At 67.4% G+C, this 24,477-nt stretch carries 18 protein-coding genes; 7 read left to right on the top strand and 11 right to left on the bottom strand.

Annotated features, from left to right (window positions below):
• Positions 1-55: 55 nt before the first annotated feature.
• Positions 56-1,804, bottom strand: a complete 1,749-nt coding sequence (gene ctaD, locus LPH33_RS07410; RefSeq protein ID WP_229567620.1) for a cytochrome c oxidase subunit I — start codon at positions 1,802-1,804, stop codon at positions 56-58.
• A gap of 266 nt (positions 1,805-2,070) precedes the next feature.
• Between ctaD and LPH33_RS07405 the strand changes: the two genes are divergently transcribed.
• Genes LPH33_RS07405 through fadD1 form a run of 3 tightly spaced genes read left to right on the top strand, consistent with a single transcriptional unit; the run spans position 2,071 to position 5,926 of the window.
• Positions 2,071-3,423: a flavin-containing monooxygenase gene (locus tag LPH33_RS07405; protein ID WP_229567619.1), complete on the top strand. Its 1,353-nt coding sequence runs from the start codon at positions 2,071-2,073 to the stop codon at positions 3,421-3,423.
• On the top strand, positions 3,405-4,304 hold the full coding sequence (locus LPH33_RS07400; protein WP_160874720.1) for an alpha/beta hydrolase: 900 nt from the start codon (positions 3,405-3,407) through the stop codon (positions 4,302-4,304). Before LPH33_RS07405 ends, LPH33_RS07400 begins: the two co-directional genes overlap by 19 nt.
• Before the next feature lie 53 nt (positions 4,305-4,357).
• A complete protein-coding gene (fadD1, locus tag LPH33_RS07395; protein WP_229567617.1) occupies positions 4,358-5,926 on the top strand; it encodes a fatty-acid--CoA ligase FadD1 in 1,569 nt (522 codons plus the stop codon).
• A 72-nt stretch (positions 5,927-5,998) separates the two neighbouring features.
• Here the strand turns inward: fadD1 and LPH33_RS07390 are convergent, their stop codons facing one another.
• The 6 genes from LPH33_RS07390 to LPH33_RS07365 form a co-directional block, all read right to left on the bottom strand.
• Positions 5,999-6,982, bottom strand: a complete 984-nt coding sequence (locus LPH33_RS07390; RefSeq protein WP_160874724.1) for a TauD/TfdA dioxygenase family protein — start codon at positions 6,980-6,982, stop codon at positions 5,999-6,001.
• Between the two features lie 134 nt (positions 6,983-7,116).
• A complete protein-coding gene (locus LPH33_RS07385) occupies positions 7,117-7,842 on the bottom strand; it encodes a hypothetical protein (RefSeq protein WP_160874726.1) in 726 nt (241 codons plus the stop codon).
• A gap of 145 nt (positions 7,843-7,987) precedes the next feature.
• Entirely contained in the window at positions 7,988-8,500 is a 513-nt protein-coding gene (locus tag LPH33_RS07380; RefSeq protein WP_160874728.1) for a hypothetical protein, read from the bottom strand.
• The gene (locus LPH33_RS07375) at positions 8,497-9,354 is read right to left on the bottom strand and encodes a ParA family protein (protein WP_160874730.1); all 858 of its coding nucleotides are present in this window, start codon (positions 9,352-9,354) and stop codon (positions 8,497-8,499) included. The genes LPH33_RS07380 and LPH33_RS07375 overlap by 4 nt, the downstream gene beginning before the upstream one ends.
• A gap of 95 nt (positions 9,355-9,449) precedes the next feature.
• Entirely contained in the window at positions 9,450-9,893 is a 444-nt protein-coding gene (locus LPH33_RS07370; protein WP_229567615.1) for a hypothetical protein, read from the bottom strand.
• Between the two features lie 167 nt (positions 9,894-10,060).
• Positions 10,061-11,263 (bottom strand): hypothetical protein, encoded by a 1,203-nt coding sequence (locus LPH33_RS07365; RefSeq protein WP_229567613.1) that lies wholly within the window; start codon positions 11,261-11,263, stop codon positions 10,061-10,063.
• 792 nt (positions 11,264-12,055) lie between these two features.
• On the opposite strand from LPH33_RS07365, the gene LPH33_RS07360 reads away from it, so the two are divergent.
• Positions 12,056-17,533 carry a carboxyl transferase domain-containing protein gene (locus LPH33_RS07360; RefSeq protein WP_229568283.1) on the top strand — a complete coding sequence of 1,826 codons (5,478 nt, stop codon included), beginning with the start codon at positions 12,056-12,058 and terminating at the stop codon, positions 17,531-17,533.
• Between the two features lie 205 nt (positions 17,534-17,738).
• Here LPH33_RS07360 and LPH33_RS07355 read toward each other — a convergent pair whose 3' ends face one another.
• Positions 17,739-17,900, bottom strand: a complete 162-nt coding sequence (locus LPH33_RS07355; protein ID WP_189637380.1) for a hypothetical protein — start codon at positions 17,898-17,900, stop codon at positions 17,739-17,741.
• A gap of 97 nt (positions 17,901-17,997) precedes the next feature.
• On the bottom strand, positions 17,998-18,777 hold the full coding sequence (locus LPH33_RS07350) for an alpha/beta fold hydrolase (RefSeq protein WP_229567611.1): 780 nt from the start codon (positions 18,775-18,777) through the stop codon (positions 17,998-18,000).
• Between the two features lie 674 nt (positions 18,778-19,451).
• On the opposite strand from LPH33_RS07350, the gene LPH33_RS07345 reads away from it, so the two are divergent.
• The 3 genes from LPH33_RS07345 to LPH33_RS07335 all read left to right on the top strand — a co-directional run bounded on the left by LPH33_RS07345 (position 19,452) and on the right by LPH33_RS07335 (position 22,845).
• The gene (locus LPH33_RS07345; protein WP_106200346.1) at positions 19,452-20,285 is read left to right on the top strand and encodes a 3-oxoacyl-ACP reductase family protein; all 834 of its coding nucleotides are present in this window, start codon (positions 19,452-19,454) and stop codon (positions 20,283-20,285) included.
• A 46-nt stretch (positions 20,286-20,331) separates the two neighbouring features.
• A complete protein-coding gene (locus LPH33_RS07340; protein ID WP_059382910.1) occupies positions 20,332-22,215 on the top strand; it encodes a ketoacyl-ACP synthase III in 1,884 nt (627 codons plus the stop codon).
• A gap of 243 nt (positions 22,216-22,458) precedes the next feature.
• Positions 22,459-22,845: an excalibur calcium-binding domain-containing protein gene (locus LPH33_RS07335; RefSeq protein ID WP_016694206.1), complete on the top strand. Its 387-nt coding sequence runs from the start codon at positions 22,459-22,461 to the stop codon at positions 22,843-22,845.
• A gap of 83 nt (positions 22,846-22,928) precedes the next feature.
• Here LPH33_RS07335 and LPH33_RS07330 read toward each other — a convergent pair whose 3' ends face one another.
• Together LPH33_RS07330 and LPH33_RS07325 are read right to left on the bottom strand one after the other, a co-directional pair.
• Entirely contained in the window at positions 22,929-23,642 is a 714-nt protein-coding gene (locus tag LPH33_RS07330; RefSeq protein ID WP_160874738.1) for a maleylpyruvate isomerase family mycothiol-dependent enzyme, read from the bottom strand.
• 12 nt (positions 23,643-23,654) lie between these two features.
• The gene (locus tag LPH33_RS07325; RefSeq protein WP_016695623.1) at positions 23,655-24,476 is read right to left on the bottom strand and encodes a fumarylacetoacetate hydrolase family protein; all 822 of its coding nucleotides are present in this window, start codon (positions 24,474-24,476) and stop codon (positions 23,655-23,657) included.
• Position 24,477 lies beyond the last annotated feature (1 nt).

The following is a 24,477-nucleotide window of genomic DNA, read 5'->3' as shown; positions in this document are numbered from 1 at the left end:
GCTCGACTCCGTCCTTCGGCGGGGTTCGTTCGATGCGCGGGGCTATCCCGGTCGATCACTCACGGGGGACGTCGCCCGGCGTGCGGTCGGCACCTTCGAGCACATTCACCTCGTGCTTGTCGCTACCCGGACCCACGTGCGCCTCGGCACGCATCCGCTCGACCATGTCGGGATAGTGCAGCTCGAAGGCAGGACGCTCCGAACGGATCCGCGGCAGCTCGTAGAAGTTGTGCCGCGGCGGCGGGCAGGTCGTCGCCCATTCGAGCGAGTTGCCGTAGCCCCACGGGTCGTCGACCGTGACGACCTGGCCGTAGCGGTAGCTCTTGAAGACGTTCCACAGGAACGGCAGCGTCGAGGCGCCCACGATGAACGCACCGATGGTGGAGATCGTGTTCAGGGTGGTGAACCCGTCCGAGGGCAGGTAGTCGGCGTAGCGACGCGGCATGCCCTCGTTACCGAGCCAGTGCTGCACCAGGAAGGTGGTGTGGAAGCCGATGAAGGTCAGCCAGAAGTGCCAGCGGCCGAGCTGCTCGTCGAGCATGCGTCCGGTCATCTTCGGGAACCAGAAGTAGATGCCGGCGTAGGTCGCGAACACGATGGTGCCGAAGAGCACGTAGTGGAAGTGCGCCACCACGAAGTACGAGTCGTGCAGGTGGAAGTCCAGCGGCGGGCTCGCGAGGATGACACCGGTCAGACCACCGAAGAGGAAGGTCACGATGAAGCCGACCGAGAACAGCATCGGCGATTCGAAGGTGATCTGGCCCTTCCACATCGTGCCGATCCAGTTGAAGAACTTCACACCGGTCGGGACGGCGATCAGGAAGGTCATGAACGAGAAGAACGGCAGCAGCACCGCGCCGGTGGCGTACATGTGGTGCGCCCACACGGCGATGGACAGCGCCGCGATCGCGATGGTCGCGTAGACCAGGCCGCTGTATCCGAAGATCGGCTTGCGGGAGAAGACCGGGAAGATCTCCGAGACGATGCCGAAGAACGGCAGTGCGATGATGTACACCTCGGGGTGACCGAAGAACCAGAACAAGTGTTGGTAGAGGAGCACGCCGCCGGTGGCGGGGTCGTAGATGTTGCCACCGATCACGCGGTCGACGAAAGCCCCCATGAACGCCGCGGCGAGGAGGGGGAAGACGAGGAGCACGAGGATCATCGTGATGAAGATGTTCCACGTGAAGATGGGCATGCGGAACATGGTCATCCCCGGTGCACGCATACAGACCACGGTGGTGATCATGTTGACGCCGCCGAGGATGGTGCCCAGACCCATCACCGCCAGACCCAGGAACCACAGGTTGCCGCCGATACCGGGTGAGTGGATCTCGTCGGCGAGCGGCATGTAGGACGTCCAGCCGAAGTCCGCGGCACCACCGGGAGTGATGAACCCGAATGCCACGGTGAGCGCGCCGAACAGGTACAGCCAGTAGCTGAAGGCGTTCAGGCGCGGGAAGGCGACGTCGGGAGCGCCGATCTGCAGCGGCAGGATGTAGTTCGCGAAACCGAAGACGACCGGCGTCGCGTACATCAGCAGCATGATGCCGCCGTGGTTGGTGAACAGCTGGTTGTACTGCTCGTTCGACAGGAACTGCAGGCCGGGGACCGCGAGCTCCGCGCGCATCAACAGGGCGAGCAGACCACCGAACAGGAAGAACGCGAACGATGTGAAGATGTACATCAGTCCGAGCTTCTTCGGGTCCGTCGTGGTGATCAGGTCGTGAAGGACCGCCCCCTTGGAGTGCGCTCGCGGCGGGTACGGCCGCGTGGGCTTGACGGGAGCGACAACCGCGTTCATCGGGCCTCCTCGAGCCGCCGTGCGGCGGCAACGGTGCGGCGCGGACGGGACCGGCGCGCGCGACGATCACCACCCGCGATGCTGCAGGTGCACCCAGAGTATGCGTTCCGTCACATATGCGCACCGGGTTCGCGGACCGAATTGCGACGCGACGACGGGCGAGCGGAACGTCCCGTGTACACGGAAGAGAACGTGTTCTACATTGTGACCGTCGTCACTGCAGGTCGTCGCTCCGAGCACCTGCACCACCGCGTCGAAGGGACACCATGTCGGCACCTACCACCGCGGTCATCGGCGCCGGTATCAGCGGGTTGACCGCCGGAAAGATGCTGTGCGACTACGGGGTGCCCTACACCTGCTTCGAGAGCTCCGATCGGGTGGGCGGCAACTGGGCCTTCGGCAATCCCAACGGCCACAGCAGCGCGTACCGCTCGCTGCACATCGACACGTCGAAGCATCAGCTGTCGTTCAAGGACTACCCGATGCCGGAGTCCTATCCCGACTTCCCGCATCACACGCAGATCAAGGAGTACCTCGACGGCTACACCGACGCCTTCGGACTGCGGGGCAACATCGAGTTCCGCAACGGTGTCCGCGAAGCACGACGGCGACCCGAAGGCGGGTGGGAGCTCGACCTCGAGGACGGCAGCACGCGCGCGTTCGAGTTCCTCGTCGTCGCCAACGGTCACCACTGGGATCCCCGCGTGCCGGAGTTCCCCGGGCACTTCGCCGGCGAGTCGCTGCACTCCCACCACTACATCGACCCGCGCACCCCGATGGATTTCGCGGGCAAGCGCATCCTCGTGGTGGGGCTCGGCAACAGCGCGGCCGACATCGCCGTGGAGTTGTCGTCGAAGGCGTTGCAGACCGAGGTGACGCTGTCGACGCGCTCGAGTGCGTGGATCGTCCCGAAGTACATCGCGGGCCGGCCGGCCGACAAGTTCTACCGCACCGTTCCGTACATACCGATGTCGTGGCAACGGAAGGTCGCGCAGTGGGGCCAGCCGTTGCTGTCGGGACGTCCCGAGCGGTACAGGCTGCCCACTCCGAACCACAAGTTCTTCGAGGCGCACCCCACGCAGTCGGTCGAACTGCCGCTGCGCCTCGGCTCGGGCGACATCGTCGCGAAACCCGACATCGAACGGTTCGACGACCACACGGTCCACTTCGTGGACGGAACCGCAGCGGAGTTCGACGTCGTCATCTACGCGACCGGCTACAACATCACCTTCCCGTTCTTCGATCCGGAGTTCATCAGCGCTCCCGACAACCACATCGCGCTGTACAAGCGGATCTTCGCGCCGGGTATCCCCGATCTCGCGTTCGCCGGTTTCGCCCAGGCCACGCCCACTCTGTTCCCGTTCGTCGAATGCCAGGCGCGACTGATCGCGGCCTATGCGATCGGCCGCTACGCACTTCCGCCCGAGGACGAGATGCACCGCGTCATCGTCGAGGACCAGCGCAAGTTCACCGGGCACCTGCTCGATCGTCCCCGCCACACGCAGCAGCTCGACTATTTCGCCTACGAGTTCGACATCCGGACGCGCGAGATGCCCGCCGGAATCGCCCGCGCCGGCCGGGCATCGAAGGAGGACGCCTCGTGCACCCGCGTTCATTGACCTTCCCCTCCGAGAGTGAGACGGTCCACGCCTGGCACTTCACTCCCGGCTCCGACGTTCTCGACAGCACCGACGGGGCACCGGTCGTGGTCATGGCCCATGGTCTGGGCGGGACGAAGGACTCCGGGCTCGTCCCGTTCGCCGAACGGCTCGCGGCCGCGGGCATGCACGTGCTCGCCTTCGACTACCGAGGATTCGGCGAGTCCGGAGGCTCCGACCGTCAGCGCGTCGACGTCGCGGGACAGATCGCCGACTACCGCGCAGCCGTCGCGACTGCCCGGCGACTGGACGGCGCCGATGCCCGTCGCGCTGTGCTGTGGGGCGTGTCGTTGTCGGGCGGCCACGTCCTGTCCGTCGCGGCCCAGGACCGGGACATCGCGGCCGTCGTGTCCGTGACGCCCCTCGTCGACGGACCGGCCGCGGGGGTTCTCGCCGCACGGCATCACGCGCCCTCGGCGCTGGCCCGTTCGACGGCGGCGGGGCTCCGCAGCCGGGTGGCGCGACGCTCGTCGACCACCATCCCGATCGTGGGACCACCCGGCACGGTCGCCGCCCTGTCGCTGGACGGCTACCACGAGGACTACCTCTCCCTGGCCGGCCCGACCTGGCGCAACGAGATCGACGCCGACATCGTGCTGTCGCTCGGCACCTACCGTCCCGCGCGACACGCGTCGTCCGTCGCATGTCCCGTCCTCGTGCAGATCGCGGACTTCGATCGCAGCGCTCCCCCGCACGCCGCGGCGCGTGCAGCCTTCCGCGCTCGTGCCGAGGTGCGTCACTATCCGTGCGACCACTTCGACGTGTGGCCCGGCAAGGATTGGTTCGACCCGGCCGTAGAGCATCAGATCCACTTCCTGACCCGACATCTCGCTGCGCAGTAACCCCGAGGGATCCGTCTTCGCGGATCCCTTCCCTTCGCACATCCGAGGTAGCCATGGCAGAGACCGTCCAGCAGGCACTCCGCGACCTGCTCGAGAACGACACCGCGGCCATCGTCCACGACACCGGCAGGTGGACCTGGCGCGAACACCTGCAGGAGGCATCCGCCCAGGCGGCGGCACTGCTGTCGCTGATGGACCATGACCGGCCGGTGCATGTCGGAGCACTGCTCGGCAACACCCCCGCTTTCCTCCACGCGATCGCCGGGGCCGGGCTCGCGGGGTTCCCGCTCGTCGGCATCAACAACACCCGACGTGGTGAGGGCCTGGCACGCGACATCCTGCGGGCGGACTGCCAGATCCTGCTGACCGACGCCGAGCACGCCCCACTGCTCGACGGTCTGGACCTCGGCGACGTCATCGTCTTCGACGTCGCGAGCCCGGAGTGGCGGGCGCTCGTCGACGGCGCCGGCGCGCTCGAGCCGTACCGGGAGGTCGGTCCGACCGATCCGTTCATGCTGATCTTCACCTCGGGGACGAGCGGGGATCCGAAGCCGGTGATGCTCGCCCACATGATGGTGTTGTTCTCGGGCGACACCCTCGTCCCGCGGTTCTCGATCACGAGCGACGACGTCGTCTACCTGTCGATGCCGTTGTTCCACTCCAACGCGATCCTCGCCGGGTGGTGCGTGTCGCTGTGCAGCGGCGCGGCGATGGCACCGGCGTCGTTCTCCGCCTCGCACTTCCTCGACGACGTGCGCCGCTACGGCGCGACGTACATGAACTACGTCGGCAAGCCCCTCGCGTACATCCTCGCGACCGTCGAACGACCCGACGACACCGACAACCCCCTCCGGGTGGCGTTCGGCAACGAAGCCACCGACCGCGACATCGAGGAGTTCGGCCGGCGCTTCGACTGCACTGTCTGGGACGGTTTCGGGTCGACCGAGGCCGCGGTGATCATCACCCGCGACGAAGGCACCCCACCCGGATCGATCGGTCGAGGACTGCCGGGTGTGGACGTCTACGATCCGGAGACCCTCACCCCCTGTGCCCACGCGGAGTTCGACGACAACGGCGCCCTGATCAACGCCGACAAGGCCGTCGGTCAGCTCGTGAACACGCAGGGCGCCGGATTCTTCACCGGCTACTACAACGACGAGGCCGCCACCGACGAGTGTCTGCGGGGTGGCATGTTCTGGTCGGGCGATCTCGCCTACAAGGACGCGGACGGCTGGATCTACCTCGCCGGTCGCACGGCCGACTGGATGCGCGTGGACGGCGAGAACCTCGCCGCCGCCCCCATCGAGCGCATCCTGCAACGACTTCCGCAGCTGAGTCGCGTCGCCGTCTACGGTGTGCCCGACGAACATGTGGGCGATCAGGTCATGACCGCGATCGTGCTGCGCGACGAGACGTCGCTCGTCCCCGAGGAATTCGAGAAGTTCCTCTCCGAGCAGGCCGATCTGTCCCCCAAGGCGTGGCCGAGATACGTGCGGATCGCGGCGGATCTGCCCACCACGGCCACCAACAAGATCCTCAAGCGCGCGCTCGAGAAGGAAGGACCCACGGCCGGCGACGGTGTGCTGTGGGTCCGCGATAACGAGAAGTACGTCGTGGCCTGATGCTGCGGAGCGCGAAACGGTCATCGGCGCAGGATGTTTCGCGCTCCTACGACCGCTTCGCGCTCTGCTGTCTCAGTTCGCGTCGAAGCCAGGCAGCCGCGACGGCTCCTCGACCACCGAGTACTCGCTCGCGTCGCCCTGCACGACCCTGCTGCGCGTGCCGTCGACGCCGACGGGGATGTCGCCGGCGAGGGTGATGCGGTGCAGGCGGCGGGTGTGGTCGCCGAAGTCGGCGATGCCGTAGTGCTGCGTGGCACGGTTGTCCCAGATCGCGACGTCGCCGCTTTCCCACGACCAGCGGAAGGTGTTCTCCAACTTCGTGATCCGACTCTGCAGCAGCTGGAGCAACGCGGCGGTCTCCGACGGCTTGAGACCGACGAACTCCTTCACGAAGTGACCGAGCAACAGGGTGCGCTCACCCGTCTCGGGATGGACCCGCACCACCGGGTGGATCGTCTCGTAGGTGTTGCGGCGGAACTCGTCCTGGTAGCGGCGTCGCTCCTCGGTCAGCGCCGGATCGGAGCTGCCCGCGTCGAGCTTCTCGGCGTAGTCGTAGAGGTTGGTGTGCAGGGCCCACAGGTTGTCGACGAGCGCCTTCAGTGCATCCGGCAGCTGCTCGTAGGCCGCGGTCGTGGAGGCCCACGTCGTCGCACCGCCGTACGGCGGCAGGGTCACCGCACGCAGGATCGACGCCTTCGGGATGCGGTCGACGAAGCTGACATCGGTGTGCCAGCTGTTCGCGGCACCCTCGATGGGCAACAGCCGCTTGCCCTTCGAGTGGACCGTGGGGTGCGACTGGGTCTGCGTGCCGAGCAGACCCGCGAAGGCCCACTGCTGCTCGTCGTCGAGATGATGCTGGTCGCGGAAGACGATCGCCTTGTGCACGGCGAGGGCGTACCGGATGGCCTCGACGGTCTCGGGTGCCAACGACCCGGACAACCGCACTCCGTCGATCCGCGCACCGATGTGCTCCCCCAGCTTGGTGACGACGATGCCGCCGGCGGTGTAGACGGATTCGGCGGTGGTCGTGTCGCGATCGAGTTCGGTGATGGTCATGCGATCTCCCCTTCGATGATCTGAACCGGGCATTGTTGATTGCGCCGGTTCAGTTCACCGCCATCCGTCGGCGGAGTCGACGGTTGTGGTCAGCCAGATCGAAACGAGCCGAAGCCGCTATCGGGAGTGCGTTCTCACCTGAGGATCTCGCTCCGCCAGAAGGTGTCGCCGTCGGGGACGGTCTCGTGGTCGTCGAAGAAGGTGACGAGCGCCTGTGCGGCTGCCGCGGCGTCCGGGAAGCGACGCCCCTCCATCGGTCCCCGGGTGATCTCGAGCGTCCCTGAGGCCGGATCGAGGCGCCCCTGCACGCGATACCCGCCGATGTCCGCCACTACTGCGCGCCGCTCGTCGACGACCTCGGGTTCCGCGACCGTACGTACGACCGGACGTTCGGCGCGGATCCGCGCAGCCGGTACCGGAGTCGCGTCGTGGTCGGGATCCTTGACCGCATCGAGACCGAGCAGGTCCCAATGGTCGTGCCCGTGAACGACATTGCTGCGCTGGATTGGATGACTGCCGGTCGGTGTGCGGCCGGGGCGGTCGGCGAGCCAGAGCGCGACCTCCTCCTCGATCCCCGCTTCGATGTCGTCCGCGTCCACCACGTAGAACTCCGGTACCGCGGGCGCGAGATCCACGAAGACCCAATGCGACACGCCTGCACCGTCGGCGGCGGGAACCCCGTCCCGGCGTCGCGCAAGCCACGGATCGCTCGCCGTCGAGCACACCCGCACCACACGTTCGGATCCGTCCGCGCCCTGTACGCGGACGTCGCGTTGTCCCGGGATCGGCTCGGCGCGGCCGCCGCGCGCCAGAACCTCGGCCACGAAGGCCACGACTCCCTGCCGAACGATGTCCCCCATCTCGACTCCTCTTCTCGGTGCGCACATCGAGCGGTGACTCGGGATCGACGCGCGATGTGCCCACGTCCTGCGCGGTCTCGTCGAGACCGGAGGTCTGCTGCGACCATACGTTGCTACGAGCGGAAGAAGAACCGTCTGTGACCGATCACCGGAAAGCATCACCCTTCGTGGTGAGCGCCTTGACCCGTTCGACGATGCGGTCCTGCAGCTTGGACGGGGTACGCCAGCGCATCGCGAGCTTGTCGTAGTCCATGGCGTGCTCGGCGATGATGTCCTTGAGCTGTTCGACCCCGAGGGACGACAGTCTCTCCCGGAGAGTCGCCTCCCCGCTCTCGCGGTACACCACGAACGGGTCGAAGGCCCCGGGTGCGCGCCGGCTGCGACGCGCCGAGGTTCGGGCCGCGGCGGGCCGCGCAACAGGAGTGGGAGCAGGGATCGGAGCACTCGGGTCCGCGGTGACCGAGAGCGCTCCCGCGAGTGCCTTTGCGAAGCGCGGCGTGCGTGCGGCCTCGTCTGCGATCACCTGGACGAGAGCGACGAGCGCGCCGGCCGTACCGGGGGCCGCCTCGTCGAGCCGGAGCAGTGCCGAGCTCGCCTCGCCGATACGCACCCGCAGACGCGCCTGTGCCATGTCGGTATCGGTGCCGGGATTCGTCACAGGTACACCTGCGCATTCATCATGATCGTCTCGGTGAGGATTCGCAGCGCGTCGTACTGACCGGTGTTGCCGTACTTGCGCTTGAGCGTGCCGTAGGGCACGAACTCGGCGGACGCCGCGATCTGGTTGGCCTCGGGCACCCAGGCGGGAACGACGTTCGCGATCCGCTCGTCGCGCTGGAGCTGTTCGATGATCGTGCGGTGCAGATTCGAGGCGCTGCGGTACTTCGTGATGACGAGGCCGATCTCCCGCACCGTGTGCCCGGTCCGCTTCGCGAATTGCTGGATCTTCGTCTGCAGCTGGGGAATTCCGTAGGTGGACAGGATGTCGGGAATCGTGGGGATGAGATAGCCGTCGGCGAGACGCAACCCGTTGAGGGTGAGGATCCCGAGATTCGGCGGGCAGTCGACGAGGATGTAGTCGTACCGGTCGGCGATGGGCCGGACAGCGGAGAGCAGTACCTCGACGGGACGGTGCGAACCGGGATCGGCGTACTGCTGGTGGGTGAGGCCTTCCTGGATGTCCATGAGATCCAGGGACGACGCGAGCAGGTCGAGATCGCGGACCGCACGTACGGGTGAGACGCCCTTCTGGACGGCCTTCTCGATGTCGAACGCGTCGGCGTCGGGTGTGATCGCCTTGTTGAAGAGCGTCGCGAGGGTCAGACCGAGCTCGTTCAGTTCATGCCAGCGCTCCTCCCCCACCATCATCGTGGTGAGGTTGGTCTGCGGGTCGAGATCGATCATGAGCACCCGCTGCCCGAACTCCGCCGCCATGAACTCGCCCAGCGCGGCCGTCGTCGTGGTCTTGCCGACGCCACCCTTCAGGTTGATCGTCGCGATTACCCGTGCCACCCCACACCTCTTCGGGAAAGAAATTCACTACTCGTTGTTGCGAGCAAAACTACCCGAAGGCGGACATACGGGGCAGCCGGGTGGCAGCTGCCGGATCAGCGGCCCCTCGACTCGACCGCGAGGCGGGGCATGCCGGCGAGCTCGTCGGGCGTGACGTACGAATCGGAGGTCGCGAACCCGCTCAGATACAGCGGTGGCTCGAGGTCGGCGACCGCGCGCACGATCTTCCCCTCCGAGACGAAGACGATGAGTCCTTCGGCATCGGATCCCGGCATGTTCCGCCAAGTGACCCCCGGTGTGTGCATCACGCGGTTGAGTTCGCTCATCAGCACCGGGACACGGAAGTAGTACATGCGGTCCCACGACTCGATACCCGCTGCGGCCGCGACCTCCCCGAGCGTGCGGGACTGCCCGGAGACGAGCACCGATTCGAACTCGGCCTCGAGCCTCGGGTCGTCGACGACGGACACGCTCGTCGCTCCCGAACAACCCGAGACCGCCAGCGCCGCAGCGACAGCCAGCGCAAAACCAGTACGCACGAACCGCGACGCCACCGCGCCCCCCTGTGTATCGACCCCCGATAGGACGCGAGGAAGCTACCACCGGTTCGAACAAATGCACCAGTGAAGCCGGTCACTTTTCACGAGTTCGGGGATCCGGCCCGAAGCACAGCCGAATCGATGTGACCGATGACAGTAACTCCGAGTTACTCCTTTGCGGTGAGCTCGGCGATGTCCGTCCACAGAGCACTGCGGAGCGCGACCATCGGTTCAGCCGCAGCGCCGAGCTGGTCGCCGACGAAATCGGTGTTCTCGGCAGACAACTCGCGCGCGCCCGACCTGCCGATCAGATCGTCGATCCGCTGGTCGAGGCTTGCGGTGCGCTGCGCGATGTGCGCGAGATGCAGATGGTCCTCCGCCCGCGTGAGCAGGTCGCCGATACGCGCGAGCGCGGTGACCCGCGCCAGGATCTGATCCCATACCGGTTCGAGCGCTGCCACACGGGATTCGAGACCGGACCGCGCCTCCGGTGCCGATCGGATCGCGGACTGCAGCTCGTCGAGCAGGTCGCGCAGGGCGACGGTGTCCACCGCGATCTGGGTGAGTTCCTCGGCGAGGTCGAGCTGAGCTCGTTGAACCTCGAAGTACCCCGAACGCCACGCGGCCGACGCCTCGATGCGGTCGTACAGGGAACCGGCAAGGAAGAGCAGGGTGTCGTAGCGGTCGACGAAGCCGTCGTCACCGGAGGGCACCTCGCGTCCGAGCCGCTCGGCGACGCGACGCCCCGTCTCGGCCAGCGGGGTGCGTTCGGACCAGCGACCCACGCGGTCGACGGCGACACCGAGCACCACTCCCCGGGCCTGCTCGACGGGCGTGACGGGCAGGGGTGCCGGGGTGCGTTGCAGTGCGGCGAACAGCGCCTCGCGTTGTTCGATCTCGAGATGCAGGCCGTCGCGCCGGTCGCGGCGCACGGCGCGGACGCCCTGGGCGTAGTGCAGCGGCGAGTGCACGACGGTCTGCCGCGCCGCCCGGATGCGTTTGCCGAGCTCGTTGGCCCGGTATTCGAGTGCGAGTCGCGCAGCGCCGGGGCGCAGGCCGTCGATGCGTGCGCGGAGGCGGGCGTGCTCGTCGGACAGGCGGCGCAGCTCACCGAATCCGTCGAGGGTGGGCAGCCGGCGCCCGACGCGCCGGCGGTTCGCCAGCACCGCACGTGCCGATTCGTCGAGGTAGCCGGCGGCCAGTGCGACCGCCGCGGCATCCGACAGCGGAGCGTGCCTGCCCTCGATGCTGCCGGTCTCGCACCACCGGCGGACCTGCCCGGCGATGCGTGTCCGCCGGTCCACCGACGGGATGTCCCGGCTGGGCGCGTCGTCGCGCCCCGGGAGGTGGGGTCGATCGGCTTCGGACACGGGGATCCTCCTCGCGGCTCGTCCGCAGGCATGTACTGTCCACTGTTCCAGATTCCGCGCGAGCTCGGAGAAATGCCCGGTAACGGCCCCGATCCCGGGCGCTCGAAGGTCACGATCCGACACGTCGACGGCCGCGCTCCGGTTCGGTTGAGACCTTCGCCTTTTCGCACCTCGTGACGGATGTCACAGCATTTTCGAGGCGGGCCGGAGCGATTTGTCCGATCCCGGATCATGCCCGATTCCGGGTGCGCGAAAACCGGTGCGTACCAGCAGGAACGAGGGGTCGCCCGAGGCGGGCGGCGGAGGCCCCGGAAAGTTACCGATCGGTGTTACTCCACAGTACCGGCGGCAAGCGAAACCGCAGACCCCCGTCCCGGCGCCTACCTCCGAGCGAAAGCCCCTGCGCGCGAATACCTGTGAGAGAACTCGACCGCGAGAAGACCGCCGATCGGCCCGGACGGGAGCAAAACGTGACAAACCCTCATGTTTCCTCCATGCTGTTATCCGAACGGAGCCTTCGCCCAGGGGGACGTGACCGTCGCAACCGACGGCCGTAGCTGCGGAGATCTGTTCGAAACGGTCCTTCGGACACCGCGGATGTTGCCCGGTGGATCGACGACGAACACGCATGCCCATGCCAACCACGAGGAGCCGACCGCTACATGTTCCCGCTCGCGCCGCCAACACGAGACGTGGAACGTAGGACCGGTTAGTTTGTCCTCCTCATTGGGGTGGAGCTTCGAGACGCGCGCCCGATGCGTGCACAAACCATGGAGAACGGTGGCAACGAGTATGTTCAAGCGGATCGCAGTGGTCAATCGCGGTGAGGCGGCCGTACGCCTCATCCGGGCAGTCCGGGAGCTCAACTCCGAGCACGGCTACGACATCAGGACGATCGCTCTGCACACCGACGCCGAACGACGGGCGATGTTCGTCCGTCAGGCCGACGAAGGAGTGACCCTCCGCCCGTCGACCACGGCGGCGACCCCCTACCTCGATCACGCCGAACTCGAGCGCGCTCTGCTCGAGGCGAAAGCCGACGCCGTCTGGGTCGGCTGGGGCTTCGTCGCCGAGGACCCTGCCTTCGCCGAGCTCTGCGCCCGCCTCGGCATCACCTTCATCGGCCCCTCGGCCGACGCCATGCGTCTGCTCGGCGACAAGGTCGAGGCGAAGATCCTCGCCGAGAAGGTCGGCGTTCCCGTCGCACCGTGGTCCGGGGGACCGGTCGAGTCCCGCGCCGACGCCCGCCGCCACGCGCAGGCCATCGGCTATCCGCTGATCATCAAGGCCCGCTCCGGCGGCGGCGGCCGCGGCATCCGCAAGGTCTATGCGGAGGACGAGCTCGAACTCGCCCTCGAACGCACCCAGGGTGAGGCCGAGCGTTCCTTCGGTGACCCCGTCGTGTTCATCGAGCGTCTCGTCACCGACGCGCGCCACGTCGAGGTCCAGGTCATCGCCGACAAGCACGGCAACGTGTGGGCCCCGGGGGTGCGCGACTGCTCGATCCAGCGCAAGAACCAGAAGGTCATCGAGGAGTCGGCCTCTCCCCTGCTCACCAAGGGGCAGTCGGACCACCTGCGCGCGGTCTCCGCGGATCTCGTCCGCGCGGCCGGATACGCCGGTGCCGGCACCGTCGAGTACCTCTACCAGCCCGACCTGAAGATCTTCACCTTCCTCGAGGTCAACACCCGCCTCCAGGTCGAGCACCCCATCACCGAGGCCACGACCGGCATCGACCTCGTCAAGCTGCAGATCCTCGTCGCCTCCGGCGAGAAGCTGCCCGGCGAGTGCCCCGGCGAGTTCGGGCACGCCGTCGAAGCCCGTCTGAACGCCGAGGACGCTGCCAACGGCTTCGCACCCGCTCCCGGCACCGTGCAGTTGCTCAAGTTCCCGCTCGGGTCCGGCCTGCGCGTCGATACCGGAATCGCCCAGGGCGACGTCATCCCGCCCGACTACGACTCGATGGTCGCCAAGATCATCGCGTGGGGCCGCGACCGTGACGAGGCGCTCGCCCGCCTGCGCACCGCTCTGCGCGAGACCACCGTCGTCCTCGACGGCGGCACGACGACCAAGTCGTTCCTGCTCGATCTGCTCGATCGCCCCGAGGTGATCGACGCCTCCGCCGACACCGGCTGGCTCGACCGCACCGGCGCCGGCACCGAGACCGGACCGTCCAAGGTCGCCGACGTCGCACTCATCGCGACCGCTGTCGACGTCTACGACACCGACGAGGCCCGCGAACGCGCCGCCTTCCTCGCCTCCGCCCGCGGTGGCCGCCCGCGCGCCGGCCACACCGTCGGACGCAAGGTCGAACTGAGCTACCAGGGACAGGCCTACGAACTCGTCGTCGGACAGGTCGGTCCGCACCGCTACCGGGTCGACACCGGCACCTCCGAGTTCGACGTCGACGTCGAGCGGCTCGGCGCCTACGAGTCGCGTCTGACCGTCGGCGGCCACCGCCACAACGTGGTGTCGATCGCCGGTCCCGCCCACTTCCTCGTCGAGGTAGACGGCATCAGCCACCAGATCAGCCAGGACGAGGCCGGTGTGGTGCGCACCCCTGCCCCGGCCGTGGTCGTCGCGGTTCCTGTCGCCGTGGGTGACGAGGTCGAGGCCGGTCAGACGCTCGTCGTGCTCGAGTCGATGAAGATGGAGACCGCGGTCCGCGCTCCCTTCGCCGGCAAGGTCCGCGAGATCCTCGCCGTCGTCAATGCGCAGGTCGACGCGGGCGCCCCGCTCCTGCGGGTCGACCAGATCGTCGAGGAGGTCGTCACCGAGACCGTCGAGCGTGTGGAGTTCGCCGCACCGGCACCCTCGGTCAGCGACGACGTCGCGGCCGACGCTCTCGCCCGTCTCGACTCGCTCGCCGCTCTGGTCACCGGATACGACGTGTCCGCCAAGCGCACCGCGGCCCTGCTCGCCGAATACGAGCGTCTGTCCGGCTCCGTCGACTCGTGCGCGCTCGTCCGCGCCGAGCTCGCGCTGCTGACGACCTTCGCGGACGTGTGCGAACTGTCGCGCAACCGTCCGACCGAGGAGGAGAAGAACAGCGACGACCGGGTCCATAGCCCCCGCGAGTTCTTCCACGGCTACCTGCAGTCGCTCGACGTCGAGGTCGGGGGTCTGCCCGACAGCTTCCGCGCACGTCTCGCCCGCGCCCTGCGGCACTACGACGTCCTCGAACTCGATCGCACCCCGGAGCTCGAGGAGGCCGTCTACCGGTTGTTCCTCGCGCTCGAGCGCATCGAGGCCCACGTCCCCGTGGTCACCTCGCTGCTCGACCGCTGGGTCGAGCGCGACGACACCGAGGTGGGGATCTCCCACGAGCTCAACGAGGTCCTCGACCGGCTGATCGTCGCGACCCAGGTCCGCTTCCCGGTCATCGGTGACACCGCCCGCAACCTGCGGTACCGGTACTTCGAGGAGCCGGTGATCCGCAAGGCCCGCGAGCAGGTCTACGACGGGGTCCGCGGTTCGCTCGCGTACCTCGCCGAGCATCCGCAGGCGACGGACTACGCGCAGCGCATCGATTCGCTGGTCGCCACGCCCGAGCCGCTGATCGATCTTCTCGCACAGCAGATCACGCGTCCGGAGTCCGTTCCGGGCCCGCTGCTCGAGGTCATCGTCCGACGGGCGTACAAGATCCGCACCCTCGAGGACGTGCGTTCGTCCACGGTCGGCGGGCATCAGTTCGTCACCGGCAACTTCGATCTGCGCGGCACGCGTCTGTACCTGATGTCCGCGGAGGCTCCGCAGGCGGAGTTCGCGTCGCTGCTCGACGCCGTCGAGGAGTCGGCGGCTTCGGTTCCCGACACGAAGAACCTCGTGATCGACCTGTACCTCGCGTGGGACGACGCTCCGGCCGATGCCGACGCCCAGGCCGACGCGCTGCGCGCCGAACTCGCCGCACGCCCGGTGACCGGTGCGGCCCGTCGCGTGACGGTGACGGTCTGCCACACCGACACGGCAGAAGAGCACGTGTTCACCTTCCGCCCCTACGAGACCGGGTACGCGGAAGAGGCCAACATCCGCGACATCCACCCACTCACGGGTCAGCGTCTGGATCTGTGGCGCCTGAAGAACTTCGACGGCACCCGCCTGCCCGCCAACCCGGACACCTACCTGTATCACCTGGTGTCGCAGGACAATCCGTCCGACGAGCGGTTCATCGCCCTCGCCGAGGTGCGCGACCTGACGCCGCAGCGCGACGAGTCCGGCCGCATCGTCGGACTGCCGGCCTTCGAACGTGCTCTCGCGAGCTCGCTCGACGGCATGCGCCGCGCCCAGGCCAACCGCGGAGGGCGACGTCTCGACGCGAACCGCGTGGTGCTCTACGTGTGGCCCGCCGTCGATCTCGACATGGAGGATCTGCGCCGCATCGGCCGCAACGCCGCGCCGCTGACCGTGGGCGCCGGTCTCGAGGAGATCACCGTCATCGGGTCGTGGCGTGATCGCCAGGACGAGCCGGCACGCGAGGTCGCCCTGCGCTTCTCGTACCGCTCCGGTGCGGGCGTCATCGTGCGGGTCACCGAGCCGCCGAAGGAGCCGCTGAAGCCGCTCGACGAGTACACCCAGAAGGTCCAGCGGTCCCGTGCCCGCGGCACCGTCTACCCGTACGAGCTGATCCCGCTGCTCACCGGCAGCGAGGGCACCTTCGTCGAGTACGACTTCGACGAGCAGGGCGCCCTCGTGCCCGTCGACCGCCCCTACGGCCGCAACACCGCGGGTCTGATCGTCGGTGTCGTCGACACCCCGACCCCGCGCTACCCCGAGGGCATGAAGCGCGTCGCGCTGTTCGGTGATCCCACGAAGGCGCTGGGCACCGTCGCGGAGGCCGAGTGCTCCCGCGTGGTCGCCGCGATCGACCTGGCGGAGAGCCTCGATGCCCCCGTCGAGTGGTTCGCGCTGTCATCCGGCGCGACGATCTCCATGGACTCGGGCACCGAGAACATGGACTGGGTGTCGCGCGGTCTGCGCCGCATCATCACGTTCACGCAGAACGGCGGCGAGATCAACGTCGTGGTCACCGGCATCAACGTCGGCGCGCAGCCGTACTGGAACGCCGAGGCGACGATGCTCATGCACACCAAGGGCATCCTCGTGATGACCCCGGACAGCGCGATGGTGCTCACCGGCAAGCAGTCGCTCGACTACTCGGGTGGCGTCTCCGCCGAGGACAACTTCGGCATCGGCGGCTACGACCGCGTCATGGGCCCCAACGGCCAGGCGCAGTACTGGGCTCCGAACCTCAGTGCCGCCATCGAGACGCTGTTCGCGCACTACGCCCACGCCTACGTCGCGCCGGGCGAGCGCTTCCCGCGCAAGGCCGTGTCCTCCGACCCGGTCGACCGCAACGTGTGCGTGTACCCGCACGTGCATCCGTCCAGCGACTTCACCACCGTGGGCGACATCTTCTCGTCCGAGACCAACCCGGATCGCAAGAAGCCGTTCGACATCCGCACGGTGATGCGTTCGGTGGTCGACCAGGACCACGCGGTGCTCGAACGGTGGGCCGACATGGCCGACGCCGACACCTCGGTCGTGTTCGACGCGCACCTGGGTGGAAACCCGGTGACGGTCATCGGCATCGAGTCCCGCGCGATCCCGCGCAAGGGCTGGTTCCCGGCCGACGGACCGGACCAGTGGACCTCGGGCACGCTGTTCCCGAAGTCGTCGAAGAAGACGGCGCGGGCGATCAATGCGGCGAGCGGCAACCGCCCGCTCGTGGTGCTCGCCAACCTGTCGGGCTTCGACGGCTCCCCCGAGTCGCTGCGCAACCTGCAGCTCGAGTACGGCGCCGAGATCGGCCGGGCCATCGTCAACTTCGACGGTCCGATCGTGTTCGTCGTGGTCTCCCGCTACCACGGTGGTGCCTTCGTGGTGTTCTCGGGCGCGTTGAACGAGAACATGGAAGTCCTCGCCGTGGAGGGTTCGTTCGCCTCGGTGCTCGGTGGCGCTCCGGCGGCCGCGGTGGTCTTCACCCGCGACGTCAACAAGCGCACTGCGAGCGATCCGCGGGTCGTGGAACTCGAGGCCCAGCTGCGGGCCGCGGAGGACGGCGACAAGGCGCGTCTGGGCGTCGAGCTCACCGCTCTGCGCACCGCCGTGCGGTCGGAGAAGCTCGGTGAGGTGGCGGCCGAATTCGAGGCGATCCACAACATCCAGCGCGCACAGCAGGTCGGCTCGGTCGACGCGATCGTGCCGGCGGTCGAGCTGCGGCCGCAGATCATCGCGGCCGTCGAACGCGGCATGGCACGCACGCTCGCGTAACACACGCAGGTAGAACGAGACCCCACCGGAACACTTCCGGTGGGGTCTCGTCGTCGTAGGGCCGTCGTGCCGGTCGGTCGTCCCAGTCGTCGTGGTCGTCGTCCCGGGCGTCGTGGTCGTCGTCGTGCACATCGTCGCAGCGGTCGTCCCGCTCGTCGCAGAAGTCCTCGACGTGGTCCGGCACTGTGTCGTCCCAGTCCTCGAATCACGCGTCGCACGTCGTGACATCGATGTACGGGATGTCGGTGGGCCCGTCTCCCGGCCCCGCGTCCCTGTCCGGGCCGACGTCCGCACGAATGCTTCCGTCGGGGCCGCCGGCCGTCGTCGCGACCGCTACAGCGGTCACGGCCCATGCGGTGCGGCTCATCGCCATGATCGTTCTCCTCGACTCGGTGCTCGTCCTGGTCACCGGTAACTCTGGCGCACGACGATGAGGAGCCGATGAGCCGAGGATGACGAAATCTTCATCCGAGACGCGTACGGATCCAGTCGGCCAGGATCCGGGCCACCTCGTGAGGAGCCTCCGGGACGAGGGCGTGCCCACACCCCGGCACGACGGCCGTGGAGACGAGTTCGCTCCCGAACTCGTCGACGAGCTCACCTCGGGTCTCCGCGGGCCGGAAGACGTCCTCTCCCGCCTGTACGTCGAGTAGAGGTGACGGTGCCACCGTCCACCACGATTCCTTGTCGGTCGCTGCCATCGCCGCCCGCTGCGAGACGATCGCGTCGGGCCACCACCCGTCGAGCCACACCGCAGGATCGTGTCCTTCGGCGAAGAAGACGTCGCGCAGGTGCACGAGCCGTTCGTCGTCGGGAAGCGACAGGTCGGAGCACTTGGCGACACGCTCGGTCAGCGAGGCCGGGAACCGGCGGGCGCCGGCGGCGAGCACGGCGACTCCCCGGACGAGTTCGGGCCGGTCGGCGGCGAGCACCCGGGCCACGTAGTGCCCGAATGCGTGCCCGGCCACCACAGCGGGTGCTGCGTCGAAATACTCGATGACGGCGGCGACGTCGCCCGCGAGGTCGTGCAGATCGAGGCCGGTCATGGGTCCGCGGCTGCTGCCGATACCTCGGGGTTGCGGGCGGAGGACGGTGAATCCCGCTGCCGCGAGGTCGCTCGCGATCGGATCGAATTCGTAGGAGTCGCGTCCGAGGGAGGGAAGCAGGACGACTGCCGGCCCTTCCCCGTCGACACGTACCTCGAGATGGGCCACCGGTGTTTCTACAAGACGAGTGCTGCTCACGGGGCCATCCTCTCACCGCCGCGTAGAGCTGGTCTTCGACACAATTCCCTACCTTAGTGTCGAGAATCACACCGATATGAGGTGTGGCGCGTTTTCACTCGGGGAATACACGGAGACTCACCCCGGTTGAACTCCGGCGGCACGGAGTGCGTAGCACACCGAGAAGCGCCCGACTACATTCCCCGCACGCGAGCAGTCTTCGAATACCTTCTCCTGCAACATATTCCGGATACTTCATTGGACATCCTCGCGTTCACGCCATGTGCACACAGTCGTACCTGACTTGCCGGTAGTACGTTGTGCCATTTTGGAACACTCGAATTCGTGCAGGTTGTATGTCCATGGCGGGTGCGAACATTCAGCATGTTCGTACCGCGCGGTAACCACTTTTTTCGGACGAATACTGTTGCAGTGCATATGTTCTCGACCCAATCGGACAAATCGGTGCGTTTTCGGAGTCCGAATTGTTTCTGGTGACAACATGATCGAGGTGTTGCATGATTGTCGCCGCAGGGAGTTACGAGCCGATGGCGGCTCGTTTCAGGGGACACGCGTTCGAGTCAGGGGGATTCGAAACGTGCTTCTCCACAGGGAATATCAACGCGCAGGGGGCGTTTGCGCGACGTCGGCGACCAGCCGCACCCTTCGCCCCCTCGCACAGCGAGGAGATCAGCATGACCAGCACCATCGAACCCAGCTCTCAGATCGCTGCCGGCGGAAACAAGCTCCGCGGACGCGTCGCCTTCGTCACCGGCGGCACGCGAGGCATCGGTGCGGCGATCAGCCGCAGCCTGGCGAGCCAGGGCGCCACCGTCGCCGCAGGCTACGGACGCAACACCGCCCAGGCGGATCAGTTCCTCGCAGACCTGAACGAGACCGGTCGCAAGGACGTCCGCTACTCGGTGCACCGCGGCGACGTCGCGAACGCCGACGACTGCCGACGCACCATCGACGAGGTCATCGAAACGCACGGCCGTCTCGACATCCTGATCAACAACGCCGGCATCACCATCGACCGCACGGTGCTGAAGATGCAGGACGAGGACTGGGACACCGTCATCGGCGTGAACCTCTCGGGCGCGTTCTACCTGGCACAGGCCGCACTGCGGCACATGCTCGAGCGTGGCACCGGACGCATCGTCAACGTCTCCTCCGTCATCGGCGAGACCGGCAACATCGGTCAGGCCAACTACGCGGCATCGAAGGCCGGCCTGTTCGGTCTCACCAAGACCCTCGCCAAGGAAGCGGCCTTCTACCTGGCCAAGAACGACAAGCTGGACCCGAACAGCATCGGCGTCACCGTCAACACCGTCACCCCGGGCTTCGTCGCCACCGAGATGGTCGAGGCCATCCCCGAGAAGGTTCTCGCGCGCATCACCGACACCATCCCCGTGAAGCGCCTCGCCGACCCGCAGGAGATCGCCCGGGTCGTGCATTTCCTCGCCGCAGACGCCTCCTCGTACATCACCGGTCAGGTGTGGGGCGTCAACGGCGGCCTGGACATGTGATCCGGCCTCCCCACCCACTACTTCTCATCGAACGGTCCCCTCGCACATGCAGCCATTCGAGCTCAATCGGCACGGCCGAATAGTCTTCCCCTCCAATTTCATTCCCGAACTCGACTTCTCCACGCTGAGCAGCGTCGACCACCTCGACGCCGTCATCCGCCGCGACTTCGACACCAAGGCACCCACGGTCTCGGAGATCCTCTCCCGGCACGAACTGGGCAAGTACGGTTCGAAGTTCGAGATCATGCGGGACATGGCCCTCAATGTCTTCTGGGCCGACCGTTTCACCCTCATGATGTTCGAGCGGCGCGTCACCCGCTGGGGCGACGTGCCCCGCAACCGCGACGACGTCTACATGCCCCGCCTGACTCCCTGGCCCGAGGCCGAGGAGCGGTTGGGTGCCGTCGAGCAGGCCTACCGCGGTCTCCCCCGCGCCTGGGACAGTGCCGCCGAGGACCGCATCTTCGATCGGCTCTTCGCGGTGTTCGGTTCGCGTCGCCACTTCGCCGGCGACCTACCCTCGGTCAAACCGACTGTGACGCAGTTGATCTCCGACCCTGAGAACATCACTCTGCGCGTCCGCCACTACGATCCGAACCACCCCGTCTTCGGATACGACGAGATCCTCGATTGCCACGAGGACGTCGCCGAGCTCGAGGCCCTGAGCCGCTGGTCGATGGTTTTGCACAACCAGCAGCCCTGGGAGGGAAGCGAACTCGAACTCGTCCGGGTCGCAGACCTGAAGGACGACGACTACGTCGTGGTCTCCCACCCGCGCAATCGGGAGGTCCAGCGGTTCATCAACCGGGCCATGTCGGGGAAGACCCGCAAGGCCACCTCGTACACGCGGCACGAACCGGTCGCCCCGTCTGCGCCGTACCCGGCCGTCGACGTGCGTTCGGAGTTCGCGATCGCACCGCGCATCGATGCGATCGCCGTCGCCCATGGCGACCAGGTGTGCACCAACGAGGACCTGATCCGCAACACCGCCTACAACTGGTCGCCCATGTCGGCCGACGAGATCACGGCCAAGACCGGGATCGAGCAGCGCCGGTACACCTCGGGAACCTTCGAGGACCTGGCCCTGACGGCGGCGAAGCAGGCGATCGCCCACGCCGGTGTCGGCCCGCAGGACATCGGTGCGGTCATCACCTGCACGTGCACGAGCGGCCGGCTGATCCCGTCGCTGGCCACGTGGATCTCGGGCGAACTGGGCATCGGGCAGACCCACGCCTCGTTCGACCTGATCGCGGCGTGCGCGGGAATGCCCTACGGCCTGGCCGAGGCGACCCGCATCCTGCAGCAGGTCAAGCGTCCCGTCCTCGTGGTGTGCGTCGAGAAGTTCTCGGACAAGATCGGCACCGTCCGGCCGTCCCGGATGATCTTCGGTGACGGCGCCGCGGCGATGGTGATCTCGCCGGCCGCCGAGGGCGAGGCTCCCGATCTCGAGTTCTTCAACAGCTACGCGAGCGGCCCGACGAGCGAGGTCAACTCGATCATCTGGCCGAATCCGGACTTCGACAACTTCATCACGGTCTACGGACCCGAGGTGAAGACGCTCGCCGGTCGCTACCTGACTCAGATGCTCGACGAGATCAAGGCGCTCCCGTCCCCCGACGATGCCGAACGTTCGCTGCTCGACGACATCGATCTCATCGTTCCCCACCAGGCGAACAAGACGATGGTCATCGAGCTCGCCGCGAACGCCGGACTCTCGGCCGACCGGTTGTACTTCAACATCGAGAAGGTCGGCAACACGTCGTCGGCGAGCATCCCGCTCGCGATCCACGACGCCGTCCGCGACGGGGTCATCACCGAACCGGTGCGTATCTTCGCTCCCGGCTTCGGCGCGGGTGCGGTGGCGGGTTACACCGTCATGCGGATCGACCCGAAGGTGGTCGTGCCGTTCGAAATGACCGACGCCGGCTGAGCCGGCAGGTGATCGACGCCGGCTGAGCCGGCAGGTGACACACGCCGGCTGATCCCGGCGTACGACAGGCATCCGGGCCGTCCCCCGGCAGGCCCGGAGTACATCGGCCCGTTCGCGACATCCGGTCGCGAACGGGCCGATCGTCGTCTGCGACCTGGCGACGTAACATCCGCGACATCCAGGCCGACATTTCGTTCGGATCCGGCAAATCGGATCCGGACGAAGTACAGAAAGGCCTCGCGCATGAAGTTCCGCCGCATCGTCGCTGCGACGCTGGGGTGTGTGGCTCTGACGGTCGCCGCACCCTCGACCGCCAGCGCCTTCCCTCTCGTGGACCTGCTCCCGAAGGGCATCGCCGATCTCGTTCCGAGCGGATCGTTCAATCCGTTCGCTCCGCCGCCGGCGCCTGTTCCGGCTCCCCCGGCCGCGCCTGCACCTCAGGCGGCTCCGCAGGTCGCACCGGCTCCCCCGGCTCCCCGTCCGGCTCCGTCCGCACCGAGCGGCGGGTTCAAGAACTGCACCGAGGCATGGAACGCGGGCGCTGCTCCGGTCCACCGCAACGACCCCGGATACGCTCCGCGTCTCGACCGCGACAACGACGGGATCGGTTGCGAGCGCGATCCGCGCTGATCGGTCCGTCCGATGAACGGGCGAAGGCCCTTCCATCCTCCAGGGGACGGAAGGGCCTTCGCCCGTTCGTACGTGCAGGAACCTCAGAGCCACCGCGGCGGCGTGAGTTCTCCGCCGGCGACGCCGACGGCTCCGCGACCGGCCGCCCAGCGGACGACACCGGCGAGATCGCCTCGGACGGTGTGGGTGGTCTCGGCGTCGCCGTTCACCCGGACCGCGTCGCGTCCCTCGACCTCGAGCGCGATGCCCGCACCGAGGTCCTTCTTGCGCCACATTCCGACGATGTCGTCGAGCAGCGAGTCGAGGACGACGGGCGGGAAGTCGCCGAAGCGTCCACCGTTGTCGAGATCGACGGCGTGGATCCACACTTCGCGCGTGCGCATCCAGGCGGTCTCCTCGGCCGGCACGAGCCGGCCCTGTGCGGTGCGCACCTGCGCCTGCCACGCGGTCTCCGGCAGGTGCCGCCACTTCTCGTCGAGACGGGCGACGGTGTGCGAGAACAGGTTCCGCAGAGCGGCGGGATTCAGGGTCGCGCCCTCGGCGATCTCCTGTGCCCGCTGCTCGGTGGAGGAGTACATCGGTGTCTCGACACCGGTCGCCGCCCAGTCCATGAGCCGGCACAGCGCTGCCGCGTTGTAGCCGATGTGCGCGACGAGATGCCGGCGCGTCCACCCCTCGAGCAGGGTGGGACCGTCGAGTTCGTCGTCGGTCAGCTCGGCCAGGCGCTGCGACAGGTACGCCGTGCCCCGGCGGGCGATGAGGAGTCGCTCGGACAGGTCGAGATCGTTGAATCCCACGGTCGGCTTCTCCTACTTGATGATCGTCTTGTTCCGGACGGTGCCGAGGCCCTCGATGGTGACCTCGCAGACCTCGCCGTTGCCGATGTACCGCGCGGGCTTGCGGGCGTGGCCGACACCGCCGGTGGTGCCGGTGATGATGACGTCGCCGGGCTGCAGGGTCACGATGTGCGAGATGTAGTCGACGAGCTTGGCCGGGGTGAAGACCAGGTCGTTGGTGTTCGACGACTGCATGACCTCACCCTCGAGGCGGGTCTCGATGGCGGTGCCGAGCTGGTAGTCGGTGTCGAGGAAGGGACCGAAACCGCTGGTCTTCTCGAAGGTCTTGCCCTGATCCCACTGCAGCGTGCGGTACTGGTAGTCGCGCATCGTGTAGTCGTTGATCACGGAGTAGCCGGCGATGTACTCGGCGGCGTCGGCCTCGGAGACCTGGTAGGCCTGCTTGCCGATGACCACGGCGAGCTCGGCTTCCCAGTCGAGCTGCGAACCTGCGTAGGCGGGAACGACCACGTCGTCGTAGGGGCCGGTGAGGGCTTCCTTGAACTTCGAGAACAGGGTCGGGTACTCCGGCAGGTCGCGGCCCATCTCCTTGATGTGGGTCGCGTAGTTCAGGCCGACGCACACGATCTTGCCCGGGGCGGGGACGACCGGGGCGTAGTCGGCGGAGCCGAGGTCGACGGTCTTTCCGGATGCCTGCTCGGCGACCGACTTCCAGTTCTGATCGGCGAGCAGTGCGGACAGGTCGGCGTAGCCGTCGATGACGGTGGCGCTGGAGTCGCTGTCGACGCGGACGGCGGCGGTGCCGCCGTCGAGGCGGAGGGTGGCGAGACGCATG

This window comes from Rhodococcus sp. RDE2 (genome assembly GCF_020885655.1).
GTDB lineage: Bacteria > Actinomycetota > Actinomycetes > Mycobacteriales > Mycobacteriaceae > Rhodococcus > Rhodococcus pyridinivorans.
This window is presented reverse-complemented; position numbering and strand designations above follow the sequence as displayed.